The organism is Corallococcus llansteffanensis (assembly GCF_003612055.1).
GTDB classification, from domain to species: Bacteria; Myxococcota; Myxococcia; order Myxococcales; family Myxococcaceae; genus Corallococcus; species Corallococcus llansteffanensis.
Genome location: NZ_RAWB01000287.1, coordinates 1 through 12,746, shown reverse-complemented (window position 1 = coordinate 12,746; position 12,746 = coordinate 1). Strand labels below are relative to the sequence as shown.

Genomic DNA, 12,746 nt, shown 5'->3' with positions numbered 1-12,746 from the left:
TCGTGGAGCCCAAGGCCCCGCCCAAGCCCACCGCGGTGAAGCGGTCCCATGAGGAGTTCGAGTTCGTCGGCGACCGCAAGAGCTTCTCGCTGCCGCCGCTGGACGTGCTGGAGGCGGACAAGAAGGAGCGCTCGGCGCTGGACAAGGACGCGTTCCTCGTCACGGCGGAGAAGCTGCGTGCGAAGCTCGCGGACTTCGGCATCGTGGGCGAGGTGGTGGAGATCCGCCCCGGCCCCGTCGTCACCATGTACGAGTTCCTGCCCGGGCCCGGCATCAAGGTCAGCAAGATCGCCGCGCTCCAGGACGACCTGGCCATGGCGATGGAGGCCATGCGCGTGCGCATCGTCGCCCCCATCCCCGGCAAGGGCGTGGTGGGCATCGAGGTCCCCAACCGCGACCGTGAGACGGTGTTCCTCAAGGAGATCGCCGAACAGGACACGTTCCAGAAGAGCGTCAGCAAGCTCACCATGTGCGTGGGCAAGGACATCGAAGGCATGCCGTACGTCTTCGACCTGGTGAAGGCCCCCCACCTGCTCATCGCCGGCACCACCGGCTCCGGCAAGTCCGTGGCGGTGAACTCCATGATCATGAGCATCCTCCTCAAGGCCACGCCCGAGGAGGTCCGCTTCATCATGGTGGACCCGAAGATGCTGGAGCTCTCCGTCTACGAGGGCATCCCGCACCTGCTGCTCCCCGTCGTCACCGACCCCAAGAAGGCCGCGCTCGCGCTGCGCTGGGCGGTGGAGGAGATGGAGCGCCGCTACCAGCTCCTGTCCGAGGCGGGCGTGCGCAACATCGCCGGCTACAACAAGATGGTGGAGACCAGCGCGTCGGAGGTGAAGCCCGCCGCCGCGCCCGCCGCGAAGAAGAAGTCGAAGCCCAAGAAGCTCTTCGTCGTGGACGTGGAGGGCAGCGAAGCCCCCGCCGCCGCCTCCGCGAGCGAAGGCATGGGCGTGGCCGCCCCGCGCGAGGACGACAGCGACGACCTGCGCGAAGCCATCGTCTCCGAGCCCGCCCCTGACCTGGAGGCCGACGGCGAGGTGGACGCCGAGTTCGAGGAGGACTCCGACGCGGCCGCGCCCGCGCAGGCCTCCGCGGACAAGAAGGAGCTCAAGAAGCTGCCCTACATCGTCGTCATCATCGACGAGCTCGCGGACCTGATGATGGTGGCGAGCCGCGAGGTGGAGACGTACGTGGCGCGCCTCGCGCAGATGGCGCGCGCGGCCGGCATCCACCTGATGGTCGCGACGCAGCGTCCGTCCACGGACGTCGTCACCGGCATCATCAAGGCCAACTTCCCCACGCGCATCAGCTTCATGCTGCGCTCGAAGCCGGACTCGATGACGATCCTGGGCACGGTGGGCGCGGAGGCCCTGCTGGGCATGGGCGACATGCTCATCATGCCGCCCACGAGCGCCCACCTGCAGCGCGTGCACGGCGCCTACGTGTCCGAGCAGGAGATCAAGAAGGCGGTGGACCACCTCAAGGCTCAGGGCAAGCCCGTCTTCGACGAGTCCATCCTCAAGCCGCGCGACGAGGACGTGGAGAGCGGGGGCGAGGAGGACGAGCTGTCCGACGAGCTCTACGACCAGGCGCTCGCGGCCGTCAGCGAGATGCGCTCCGTCTCCATCTCCATGCTCCAGCGCAAGATGCGCATCGGCTACAACCGCGCGGCGCGCATGATTGAGCGCATGGAGCGCGACGGCGTGGTGGGCCCCGCGGACGGCGCCAAGCCCCGCGAGGTGCTGCTGCGCGGCCTGGGCGACATGCCCGGCGCCGGGGCGATGTAGCCGGGAACGGCCCGCCGTTCCCCAACGGTTTTCCCCACGGGGGCGCTCCGGACCTGCTCCGGGCGCCCCCGTTGTCCTTCTCCTGGAGCTGCTCGCGCATGATCGTCGCCATCTCCCGCTTCCGAGCCTCCCCCGAAGAGGCCGACGGCTGGGTCCACCGCCTCCAGGAACGCTCCCGGCGCGTGGACGGCTACAAAGGCTTCCTGGGCCTGGAGGTGCTGCGCTCGTTCGAGCGCTCGCCCGAAATCCTGCTGGTGACGCGCTGGAGGGACCGCGACGCCATGAAGGCCTACTTCCAGTCCGAGGACTTCCAGCGGGCGAAGGGGGCCAGCGCCTCCCAGGAGGACGCCACCTTCGCGCTCTACGAGGTCGTGGCCACATGACAATCGCCCCGGGCTCGTCTAAGGGCGTGCACCATGGCTGAACGTCTTGCCCTATTCGCCACCGCCGCGCGTGGCACCGAGGACCTGCTGGCCGAGGAGCTGAAGGAGCTCGGCGCGAAGCGCATCCGCCAGGACCGCGGCGGCGTGCGCTTCATGGCCGCGCTCGACGAGGCCCTCAATGTCTGCCTCTGGTCCCGCATCGCCATGCGCGTGCTCTACCCGCTGGGCGAGTTCTCGGCCCCCGGCGCGCAGGGGCTCTACGACGCCGTCGCCAGCGTGCCGTGGGAGGAGCACCTCACCACGAACGTGACGTTCGCGGTGGACGCCAACCTCAAGGACACCGAGCACGCGCACTCGGGCTTCGTGGCGCTGAAGGTGAAGGACGCCATCGTGGACCGGCTGCGCGACAAGCTGGGCTCGCGGCCGGACGTGGACACGCGCAACCCGGACGTGTCCGTGGTGGCGCACCTGGTGAAGGAGAAGCTGTCCCTGTCGCTGGACCTGGTGGGCGACCCGCTGAACCGGCGCGGCTACCGCGTGCGCCCCACCCCCGCGCCCATGAAGGAGAACCTGGCCGCGGCCCTGCTGCGCGCGGCGGGCTACACCGGGCAGGAGGCGCTGGTGGATCCGATGTGCGGCTCGGGCACCATCGTCATCGAGGGCGGCCTCATCGCGCGCAAGCGCGCCCCGGGCATCGGCCGGAGCTTCGCGGTGGAGCGCTGGCCGCACATGGGTACGCGGGCACGCGAGCTGCTCGCGGACCTGCGCGCGGACGCGCGGCGCAACGAGCGCAAGGTGGAGGTCCCCATCCTCGGCTTCGACAAGAGCGAGGAGGCCCTGGAGGCCGCGGACCGCAACGTGAAGGCGGCGAAGCTGGGCGAGGAGATCCAGCTCGCCGTGGGCGACGCGACGAAGCTCGGCCCCCTCCCTGATGGCGGCGGGCTCATCCTCACGAATCCGCCCTATGGCGACCGGCTCGGCTCCGGCGGCCAGAAGGGCATGAAGACCTTCTACTTCAAGCTGGGCGACTCGCTGCGCGCCCTGCCGGGCTGGCGCGTGTGGGTGCTGTCCGGCAACCCCGCCTTCGAGAGCGCCTTCCACTCGCGGCCCATGACGAGGCGCGACGTGTGGAATGGCCCCATCCCCTGCACCCTGCTGGGCTACCGCGCGCCGTTCCCGCCCGGCGGCTCACAGCCGGTGCTCGGTGCGCCGGGCGATTCGCTGGAGGTTGCTCCGGTGCGTCCAGAGCATGAGGACGAATAGGCCCGCGGTGAGCAGCACGTAGTCGCGGGAGCGCGCGGTGAGGAACGCGGTGACGATGGCGACCACCGCGGCGGACAGCGACCCCACGGAGCTGACGCGCCACTTCGCCACCACCAGCCCGTAGATGACCGCCCCGGCGAGCGCCGCCGTGGGCACCAGCACGCACAGCACGCCCAGCGCGGTGGCCACGCCCTTGCCGCCCTTGAGCCGCAGCCACACCGGGTACACGTGCCCCAGCACCGCGGCCAGTCCCACCAGCGCGTGCGAGCGCGCGTCCCCGGGCATCCAGTGCAGGGCGAGCCCCACCGGCAGCGCCCCCTTGAGCGCATCCAGCAGCAGCACCACCGCGCCCAGCTTCTTGCCGGCGACGCGCGTGACGTTGGTCGCGCCGATGTTGCCGCTGCCGCTGTCGCGCACGTCCACGCCGCGCAGCCACCGCGTCAGCAGCACGCCGAAGGGCACGGAGCCACAGAGATAGCCCAGCAGGAGGAAGGCGGTGAGCACGGAAAGGACGGGGCGCGGCCCTACGACAGCAGGTGCGGAAAGCGGGTTTGCACCACGACGTAGGCGTAATTGGCCAGCAACACCAGGGGGAACGCGATGCGCACCCACCGCCACTCGCGCTCCTCCAGCTCCGCCTCCGGAATCGGAATCGCGAAGAGGAAGTGCAGTACCGTCGCCACCGCGGCCGCCGCGAACAGCAGCGCGAACACGGTGCCCAGCGGGTTGGCCTCCCAGGCGCCTGGAATGTTGAAGTGCGCGACGCGGTCCGCCACCCGGGTGAGCCCACAGCCCAGGCAGGGCCAGCCTGTGTGCTCGCGCAGCACGCAGCCCCAGAACGGGATGATGCGGGCCACGGGGACATAGCGCCCCACGAGCAGCCCCCCGAGTCCCAGGAGCCCGAGCCATTCGAATGTACCCAACCGGCGGTTGGGGGCGGGGATGGTGACCTTCATGCGCACCTCGCGCCGAGTGTGCTGGACTGGCCGGAAGGATGGAAGGGGCGCCTTGCCCGGGCCGGGAAACCTGGGCTAAGCGAACGGGCATGCACATGCTCCGCACCGCCCTCCTGACGCTGGTCGCCGTTCCCCTCGTGGCCCTCGCCGCGGAGAAGACGCCCGCGCCCGCCAAGGCCGCCGCCGCGACGAGCGACTGCCACCACCCCGCCGAGGCCAAGTCCCCCGAAGCCGCCAAGGACGCGAACACCGGCTGGACACTCACCCGGGGCGAGCCCCTCAAGGGCGCGCCGTCCGTGAAGCTCGCGGAGCTGCTCGCGAAGCCCCAGGCGCATGACGGCAAGTCCGTCCGCGTGGAGGGCCAGGTGCGCAAGGCCTGTGAGAAGAAGGGCTGCTGGATGGAGCTGGCCCAGGACGCCAAGAGCCCGGGCGTGCGCGTGACGTTCAAGGACTACGGCTTCTTCGTCCCGCTGGACTCCGCGGGCTCCCAGGCGCGCGTGGAGGGCGTGGTGAAGGTCGCGGAGCTGAGCGACGCCCACGCGAAGCACTACGAGGCCGAGGGCGCCATCGTCCCCCGCGGCACCGACGGCAAGCCGCGCGAAATCCAGCTCGTGGCTTCCGGCGTCGAACTGCGCCGCCCGTAGCATGGGAGGCCGCAGCTTCAGCATGCGCGGCGTGCAGGGCGCGGCCGACCGGGCCGTGCAGCACGCCCGCGCGTGGCTCCTGGAGACGGAGCCGGGCTCGCGCGTGCACGACGTGCAGCTGGATCCGCGCTTCCAGCACCGGGGCGTGGACCTGCTCTGGGAGCTGCCCACCGGAGAGGTGCGCGGCATCGAGGTGAAGGGCGACCGCAACGCCACCCGCCGCCGCTACTTCTTCGAGCTGGTGTCCAACCTGGAGAAGGACACCCCGGGCTGCTTCCTCTACAGCGGCGCGGACCTGATGGTGTACGTGTTCCTCACGCAGGGCGAGCTGCACGTGCTGCCCCTGCCCCGCGTGCGCGAGTGGTTCCTCCCCCGCGCGAAGGAATACGCCCTCAAGCACGCCTTCACCCAGACGGGCGCCATCCGCTACACCACCGTGGGCGCCGTGGTGCCCGTGCGGGACGTGGCGGAGGGCGTGCCCGGCGTGAGCGCGGTGAAGCTCAAGCGCGCGCCCGTTGAAGTGCCCGGCACGCAGGGTGTCCAGGCACCGACGCCCGACCTCGGGGCTTCGGGCGCGGCCGCCGCTCTCCCCGAACCGGCCGACGTCGGGGCTCCGCGGCGACGGAGCCCCAAGCGCACGGGGACGGGGTGAGCGACCGACCGGCGGACTAACGCCGGCGCTGCGGCTGCGCGTGCTGGTGCCGGTGCTGCCGGTGGCCCGGGTGCATCTTGTCGTGCTGGGCCTCCAGCCGCTCCTGCGTGCCCATCAGCTCCAGGAGCGCCGCGCGGTCGTTCTGCTGCTTGAAGATGTGCTCCAGGCGGGGCACCAGGTCGAGCGACAGGTGGATGTCGTTCGCCTTCTCCGCCTCCGCCAGCAGGGTGCGGCCCTCGATGGCCGCGTCGATCCACGCCTGCAGGTGGATGAGGCCGTCCACCGCCAGCAGGCGGGAGATGGGCGCGCGCGCCGCGTCGTGGATGAGGTTCTTGAGGTCCTGGATGGCGGGCTCGCGCTCGCCCCGGGCCGCGCGGACCACCGCCTGGGAGATGCCGCGCCGGTCGGGCAGCAGGAACTCCTCAATGTCGGCGAAGGCCGTCGCGTCGTCCAGGTGCTTCTGGACGGCCAGCGACTCCGCCAGGCTGTCGAACAGCTCCGCGTCCTTCTCGGAGAAGGGCGCCAGCGCCTCCTGGAGGAACGGCGCGGGCAGGTTGCCCTTGTCATCCAGCGTGAGGCGCGAGCGCAGGGACTTCACGCGCTCGAAGGCAGGCGTCACCGGGGCGTCCTGCACGCCGTTCAAGCGCTGGACGAGCGCGTTCATCAGCGCCGCCAGCCCCTCGGTGAAGTCCTGGGGGGACACGCGGTCCGCCATCCACCGGCGCCACAGCTCCACGGCCGCGGCCACGACGTAGTCCTTGAACGGGCCGGTGCCCTTCCACGTCCCCTTCCACTTCTGGGCGATGCCGAGCGGATAGGTCGTCTCCGCCAGCTTGCGGTAGTCCTCCTCGCTCACGGGGATGCCGTAGTGCCCCAGCGTGCCCACCAGGGCCTCCGTCGGGTAGTCCTTGAGGCCCTTCTGCTGCCATGACTTGTCAATGCGCTGCGTGCTCACCAGATGCGCTCCGAGGCCATGCGAGTGCCGGCCATCGGCCCCGCTGGGCATCTTGTAGCGGAAAGCAGGGCTTGACGGGTACGGCCTTGGCGAGCCCCGTCAGACGGCGGACGGCTGGGGGGGCTGCCCCGGCACGATGGGCCACACCGTGGGCTGGCGCCGCCCGTCCTCCACCCGGCGGGCGAGGTACGGGACGCAGTCGCGCTCCTGGAAGGCCCGCTTCCACGCGGCGAAGCTGCCGCCAGCGCGCCAGGCGTCCATCGCCGCGAGCCCCGCCTCCGGGCCGCACTGGGCCAGCATGTACTCCACCCAGGCCCAGCGCGCGGACGTGGGACGGACCTCCGCCCGCCCGCGCAGGCCCTTGCGCAGCCGCTCCAGCTTGTTCTCCACCTCTCGCACGCCCGCGAAGGGCGCCCCATCCAGCGGCGTGTTGCGCTTGGCCACGAAGGGAGCGACCCCCAGCGCCACGGGCAGGATGCGGGACAGCTCCGTGGTGAAGCGGATGAGCTCGTCGATGTCCGCGTCGTCCTCGTGCGGCAGGCCCACCACGTTGTAGACCTTGAGCTGCTTCATGCCCGCCGTGCGGGCGAACCGCGCCGCGCGGACGATCTGCTCCTCCGAGTGCTTGCGGTCCACCAGGTCCCGCATCTTCTGCGAGGCCCCGTCCGCGGCCACCGTGAGGTTCGTCGCTCCGCCCCGCCGCAGCTGATCCACCAGCTCCTGCGTGAGCCGGTCCGCACGCAGCGAGGACACCCCCACCTCGCGGCCGGAGTCCACGAGCGTGCGCAGCAGTTCGACGATGCGGGGATGATCCGTCACCGCCGCCCCCACGAGCCCCACGCGCCGCGCGTGCTCGGGGATGAGCGACAGGACGCGCTCCGGAGGCACCGTGCGCATGCCGCCATTCGTCGTGCGGCGCATGACGCAGTAGTGGCAGCCGCGCGAACAGCCCCGCTCCGGCTCGATGAGGAACATCGAGCGCAGCTCCGTGTGTGGCGTGATGATCTGCGTCCGGGCCGGCAGCCGGGCATCCGTCGCCTTCGCGACGTGGTAGCGCGCGCCGCCCCGCCCGGGCACGCGGAAGCCGGGGATCCGCGACAGGTGCTCCAGCAGCGCCTCGCGCTCCATGGAGGCCGCCGCGTCCAGCAGGACGTGGATCAGATCCTCCGCCTCCCCCTGGACCAGCACGTCCACGAAGGGCTCCAGCGGATCCGGGTTGGAGAACGTCAGCGGACCGCCCGCGACGATCAACGGATGCCTTGCATTCCGCTCCGCCGCAAGAACCGGCAAACCAGACAACTCCAACATCGTGAACAATCCTGTGAGCTCCAACTCATACGCCACAGAAAAGGCCAACATCGCAAAACCAGACACCGGTGCCTGGGATTCCCAGGTAAACAATGGCGTCCGTGTTCTCTTGTATGTCTCGACATCATCGGGAAGGAAGACACGCTCGGCGGTCGCCCCGGCGTGCTCATGCACCTCCCGGTAGATGGCCTGGTACCCCAGCGAGCTCATCCCCACGTGGTAGGGGCTCGGGTAGCAGAGCGCGACCCGGTAGGGCGCCTCCTTCCGGAGCGTCCCCGCTTCGTCCGCCAGCAGCGAGCAGACGTGCTCGATGAGTTCGTATCGGCCCTCCATGGTCCTCCAGACAGGTGTACTCCAGGCTGCATAAACACAACGGCCCCGGACCGCTACTCCCTCGTGGGGGAGGAGCTGCCGGGGCCGCGGTGGCCTTCAGGTTCGGCTGGAACCGACTACTTGAACGACGGGATGGCCTTGGTCGGCACGCAGCGGCCTTCCGGGTAGTCCACGTCATCCTCGGGATCGGGGTCGAAGGTGCCCGTCCAGAAGCGCTCCTCGACCAGCTCGCAGGTCGTGGCGAAGTCCGGGTTGATGCCCGAGCCCGCGCCGCAGTTGGCGAAGCCGAGGTCCGGATCCGTCTGGTCGACGGCCGGATCGCAGACCGTCGCCGGCCAGACCGCGCGCATCACGTACTTCGAGGTGCAGTTGTTGCGCGTGTAGGTGACCTCACCCGTCATCTGCGTGCCCGGAGAGCTGGGCGACGAGTACACCTTCACGTTGGCCACCGTGTAGGACAGGTTGTTCACCACCCCGGCCTGCGTCGGGTTGACCGTCGCGATGTTGAAGTTCTGCGCCGTGCAGAAGTCATCCGCGTCCGTCGTCGTGCTCAGGTCACCCGTGACCTGGAGGCTGCCGAACTCGTTGTTCGCGTCCGCAGCGCCCAGACGGGCAATGGCCTGCGGCCGGATGACGAGGTTGGCGGTGCCAGTCTCGGGGTTCGCGAACTTCCAGACCCCCAGATTGTCACCCGACTCGAGCTTGTCCGTGCAGGGAGCGCCGCCCGGACCCGTCGGAGTCCCGACCGCATCGTACTTCGCCCACCAGGTCGCGAAGCTCGCGTCCTGGACGATGCAGCCAGCGTTCGGCTGCTCGAAGTCGCAGGCGGTCAGGCTGCCCGCGGTCCCCAGAATAACCAGCGTTGAAAGAATGCTCTTGCGCATGTTGCTGATCTTCCTCACGTGGTCAGGTGGTTAGAAGGTGTACCGGACACCGAAGCGGATCTGCCGCGGGGCCTGGTAACGATCGGGGTTCTTGAAGTTCTTGTTCACATCCTCGTAGGCCAGCGTGCCGCCCGCGGCGAGCGGGACGTTGCCGGGGCTGTCCTCCGTGGGGAGGTCGGCCGCGGTGCCACTGGTCTGGGTCTTCGGGTCGAAGACCGGGAGGACCTGCGAGAACGTGTAGGACTCGTCCACGCTGTCCACGCCCTGGAAGTTGAACAGGTTGAACACGTCCAGGGTGAAGGACACGACGCTGTCCTTGCTCACGCGGTAGTTGACGCCCACGTTGGAGTCGATGCTGTTGATCCACGGGGTGCGACCACCGGTGCCGCGCGGCAGGACGAACGTCTCATCCTGGCCGTAGCCCGGGTAGGCGCCGAGGTAGTTGATCGGCTGACCCGAGTTACCGCGGTACGACAGACCGACGCTGGCAGACAGCGCGTTGGAGAAGTTGAGCTCCTTGGCGCCGAACACCTTGATGGCGTGCGTACGGTCGAAGGGCAGCAGGCCCTTGCGGTTGTTCAGGAGGGCCACCAGGTCGAAGTCCGCGAGGATGTTCGGGTCGAGCTGGTTGTTCTCCGGGCGGAACAGACCGGGGTAGTTGCCGTACAGGCGGGACCACGTGTAGCTCGCCTGCGCCAGCCAGCCGTCCGTGAACGTGCGGTTCAGGTAGGCGGTCACCGCGTCGTAGTCACGCACCGGCGTCGGGAACTCCTTGGCGAAGCCGCTGCCGGGGTTGCCGAGGAAGTACGTGTTGCCGTCATCGCGGCTCATGTCCTCGATGACCTTGCCCATGCTGCGGTGCGTGTAGCTGGCACCGAGGCGGGTGTTGGCAATGAGCTCGTACTCACCACCAACCACGAACTCGTCGGAGGACTGGGGCGAGATGTCCGGATCGACCGGCTCGTTCTGCACCAGACCACCGCTGTAGAGCTGGTTCGAGTTCGTCGTGGATTCGGCGCGGGGGACAATGAACTGCTTGTCCGCGCAGTTGCCACGCTGGCCGTCGAGGGTGGACGGATCGCAACCGTTGGCCGTCCCCGGCTCCGCCAGGAAGCGACGCGCGCTGAAGCGACGCTCGCCCGGGAAGGCGCGGTCCATCATGTTGAGCGGGACCTGCTCGTAGTACCGGGCGAAGTTGACGAACAGCTTCGCACGGCCGTTGGCGAACGGATCCAGCACGGCGCCGAGACGGGGCGACCACTGGTTGCCGAGCTGCAGCGCCAGGTTGCCGTCACCGCCGTACATCGACTGCACGTCGTAGCGCACGCCCAGGTTCAGGGTGACGCGGTTGGCGATGGACCAGCTGTCCTGGAGGAAGCCACCGATGGTGGTGCTGTTCGTCGTGGACTTCTGCAGCGTCTCGAACACCGGCGTGTCCGGCGCCGTCTGGTAGCCGTAGCGGCGGTTGTCCGTCCAGATGTGGCGGCCGCCCGCCTGGTCGCTGCCGGCACCGGCCTCCTGCAGGAAGACGCTACCGGAGTAGGCCTTCTTCTGGTCGTAGGCCAGGAACTCGGTGTCCACGCCCGCCTTGAAGACGTGCGTGCCGAGCGCGTTGAGCAGGTACGTGGCCTTCGCGTTGATCTGGTAGCGATCCAGCGTCGCCTCGGTCAGGTAGCCGGGGCCGCCCACGAAGTAGTTCGTGATCGGGCAGCGCAGGGCCTGCTCGGCCGTCGTCGTGCCGCAGTACTGCTCCGCGCCCGGGATGCTCTCGAACGTGGTCAGCGCACGCGTACGCGTGTACTGCGCCAGTCCGTAGCCCGCCAGGCCGTCCGTCGTGCCGATGCCGGTACCATCCGCCGGAGGCGTGGACGCGGTCTGGTGGAACCAGCCGAGGTTCGCGTCGACCAGGACCTTCTTCTCCAGGAAGGCGCCGGCGTACTTCAGGGCGAGGCCCGTGGAGTTCGCGCGGTTCTCGGTCTGGCCGATGTCCTCGGGACGCGTGTTCTGCGCCGCCGGCAGACCACCCGTACGGGGGTTGATCTGCAGCTTGCCCAGACCACCCGACACGGTCGGGGTGCCGTTCAGGGCGAACGACACGTTGTGGTCCTGGTTGATGAGGTACGTCAGCTTGCCCATGAACTGGATCGTGCGCGAGTCCGCGAAGTACTTCCGCTCGGACCCGGGGATCTGCTCGACGACGCTGAAGCCGTTCTCATCCGTCGCGACGGGGTTCGGGCCCGCCGGGTTGTACGGGTTCTCGAGCTGGAACGCGTTGAGCGCGCGGGTGTGCTCGTAGCGCTGGAACGACGGCGCGAAGCCGGCGAAGAACCAGAGCTTGTCCTTGAGGATGGGACCACCGAGGGTCGCGCCGAAGTCACCCAGGTTGCTCAGGGCGTTCAGGCCGGTGACCGTGGTGCCGTCCTCGATGACCAGCTTCCGGTTGCCCTCGAGGGCGCCGGGAGTCCAGTTCGCGAACACGGAGCCGTGGAACTCGTTGGAACCCGACCGGGTCACCGCGTTGATGACACCGCCCGTGGAGCGACCGAACTCCGGCATGTAACCGCCGGTGATGATGTTCACGTCCTGCACGAACTCGATGCTCAGCGGGCTGGCGTTCACGCCGAAGGCCGGGTCGTTCGTGGACAGACCGTCCACCACGTAGCCGTTCTCGGGCGAGGTCGTGCCGTTGATGGACACGCCGTACTGGTCGGACTGGGCGCCCGGGGCGAGCTCGGCCAGGGACTCAAAGGAGCGCGTCGCGCCACCCTTGCCCACCGGACGGGCCACCGCGATGCGCTTGATGAACTCCTGATCCACGTTCACGCCGGTGTTCGTGGAACCGACGTCGATCGTCGGCGGGCTGCCGATGACTTCGACCGTCTGCGTGAAGCTGTCAGGCAGCAGCTCCACGTTGACGCGAATGGTGCGGTTGAGGAGCAGCTGGATTTCCGGGCGGGCGTAAGGCTTGAACGTCTCCTTCTCGAACCGCAGCGTGTACGTACCGGGTGGCAGCTGGGGAATACGATAGTTACCCTGTGCGTCGGTAACCACGGTCTGCTCGCCCTGCAGGTTGGGCGAGGTAGCGGTCACAACAACGTCGGCCGCCGGCTTCTTGTCCTCCGTGTTGATGACGGTGCCGATGATGACGCTGGACTGCGCAAAAGCCGCGGATCCGTACAGCAGACCTGCAGCAAGGACGACTCCGGTTTCCCGAAGTACTTGTTTCACTTGCATACCTGACCCCTCCAAGGTGGGCTGCAACCGAAAATGACTTGGGAAAATATCCGAGGTCAAGCAGTTGTCAATAGACCGTTGCTTTTTGGTAACCAGTGGGGCATTGCGCGATCACGTCGGCGGCGCCCGACACGGTTGCTTGAACCCGGAACCCTTTTCTGTATGGTAGCCGCCCTTCAATCCGGGCAGGGCGGGACGGGCAGTCCACTGGTGAAGAGGAGTTACGTGCATGTTCGATTCAGTCCTTGACCGAGGGCAAGGACCCAGGTCGCGCTTCGGCGTCGGTGCGGGCATCTCCACGGTGCTCCACGTCGGCCTGCTGGGTCTGGTGGCCTATCTCTCCA

Annotated in this window: 11 protein-coding genes; 5 read left to right on the top strand and 6 right to left on the bottom strand. The window is 68.8% G+C overall.

What is annotated here, in order from left to right:
- From D7V93_RS24880 to D7V93_RS24870, 3 genes are all read left to right on the top strand, one after another.
- On the top strand, positions 1–1,790 hold a 1,790-nt coding region (locus D7V93_RS24880; RefSeq protein ID WP_279636943.1), incomplete at its 5' end, for a DNA translocase FtsK.
- 98 nt (positions 1,791–1,888) lie between these two features.
- Entirely contained in the window at positions 1,889–2,173 is a 285-nt protein-coding gene (locus D7V93_RS24875) for an antibiotic biosynthesis monooxygenase family protein (protein ID WP_120645772.1), read from the top strand.
- A gap of 33 nt (positions 2,174–2,206) precedes the next feature.
- A complete protein-coding gene (locus D7V93_RS24870; RefSeq protein ID WP_120645771.1) occupies positions 2,207–3,436 on the top strand; it encodes a THUMP domain-containing class I SAM-dependent RNA methyltransferase in 1,230 nt (409 codons plus the stop codon).
- Here D7V93_RS24870 and plsY read toward each other — a convergent pair.
- Positions 3,362–3,940, bottom strand: coding sequence for a glycerol-3-phosphate 1-O-acyltransferase PlsY (gene plsY / locus D7V93_RS24865; protein ID WP_120645770.1), 579 nt, complete (start codon positions 3,938–3,940; stop codon positions 3,362–3,364). The genes D7V93_RS24870 and plsY overlap by 75 nt on opposite strands.
- 20 nt (positions 3,941–3,960) lie before the next feature.
- On the bottom strand, positions 3,961–4,392 hold the full coding sequence (locus D7V93_RS24860) for a DUF2752 domain-containing protein (RefSeq protein WP_120645769.1): 432 nt from the start codon (positions 4,390–4,392) through the stop codon (positions 3,961–3,963).
- Positions 4,393–4,481: 89 nt separating this feature from the next.
- Between D7V93_RS24860 and D7V93_RS24855 the strand changes: the two genes are divergently transcribed.
- Together D7V93_RS24855 and D7V93_RS24850 are read left to right on the top strand one after the other, a co-directional pair.
- Positions 4,482–5,036 carry a DUF4920 domain-containing protein gene (locus D7V93_RS24855; RefSeq protein ID WP_208723141.1) on the top strand — a complete coding sequence of 185 codons (555 nt, stop codon included), beginning with the start codon at positions 4,482–4,484 and terminating at the stop codon, positions 5,034–5,036.
- 22 nt (positions 5,037–5,058) lie between these two features.
- Positions 5,059–5,688, top strand: coding sequence for a hypothetical protein (locus tag D7V93_RS24850; protein ID WP_244237490.1), 630 nt, complete (start codon positions 5,059–5,061; stop codon positions 5,686–5,688).
- A gap of 16 nt (positions 5,689–5,704) precedes the next feature.
- Here D7V93_RS24850 and D7V93_RS24845 read toward each other — a convergent pair whose 3' ends face one another.
- The 4 genes from D7V93_RS24845 to D7V93_RS24830 form a co-directional block, all read right to left on the bottom strand.
- Positions 5,705–6,643, bottom strand: coding sequence for a hypothetical protein (locus D7V93_RS24845; RefSeq protein ID WP_120645766.1), 939 nt, complete (start codon positions 6,641–6,643; stop codon positions 5,705–5,707).
- A gap of 99 nt (positions 6,644–6,742) precedes the next feature.
- On the bottom strand, positions 6,743–8,284 hold the full coding sequence (locus D7V93_RS24840; RefSeq protein WP_120645765.1) for a radical SAM protein: 1,542 nt from the start codon (positions 8,282–8,284) through the stop codon (positions 6,743–6,745).
- 116 nt (positions 8,285–8,400) lie between these two features.
- The gene (locus D7V93_RS24835; protein ID WP_120645764.1) at positions 8,401–9,168 is read right to left on the bottom strand and encodes a hypothetical protein; all 768 of its coding nucleotides are present in this window, start codon (positions 9,166–9,168) and stop codon (positions 8,401–8,403) included.
- A gap of 30 nt (positions 9,169–9,198) precedes the next feature.
- Positions 9,199–12,402, bottom strand: a complete 3,204-nt coding sequence (locus D7V93_RS24830; RefSeq protein ID WP_120645763.1) for a TonB-dependent receptor — start codon at positions 12,400–12,402, stop codon at positions 9,199–9,201.
- Positions 12,403–12,746 lie beyond the last annotated feature (344 nt).

Coding starts and splice junctions, on each gene's coding strand:
- D7V93_RS24875 (WP_120645772.1), top strand. CDS start 1,889: ATGATCGTCGCCATCTCCCGCTTCCGAGCCTCCCCCGAAGAGGCCGAC.
- D7V93_RS24870 (WP_120645771.1), top strand. CDS start 2,207: ATGGCTGAACGTCTTGCCCTATTCGCCACCGCCGCGCGTGGCACCGAG.
- D7V93_RS24860 (WP_120645769.1), bottom strand. CDS start 4,392: ATGAAGGTCACCATCCCCGCCCCCAACCGCCGGTTGGGTACATTCGAA.
- D7V93_RS24855 (WP_208723141.1), top strand. CDS start 4,482: ATGCACATGCTCCGCACCGCCCTCCTGACGCTGGTCGCCGTTCCCCTC.
- D7V93_RS24850 (WP_244237490.1), top strand. CDS start 5,059: ATGCGCGGCGTGCAGGGCGCGGCCGACCGGGCCGTGCAGCACGCCCGC.
- D7V93_RS24840 (WP_120645765.1), bottom strand. CDS start 8,284: ATGGAGGGCCGATACGAACTCATCGAGCACGTCTGCTCGCTGCTGGCG.
- D7V93_RS24835 (WP_120645764.1), bottom strand. CDS start 9,168: ATGCGCAAGAGCATTCTTTCAACGCTGGTTATTCTGGGGACCGCGGGC.
- D7V93_RS24830 (WP_120645763.1), bottom strand. CDS start 12,402: ATGCAAGTGAAACAAGTACTTCGGGAAACCGGAGTCGTCCTTGCTGCA.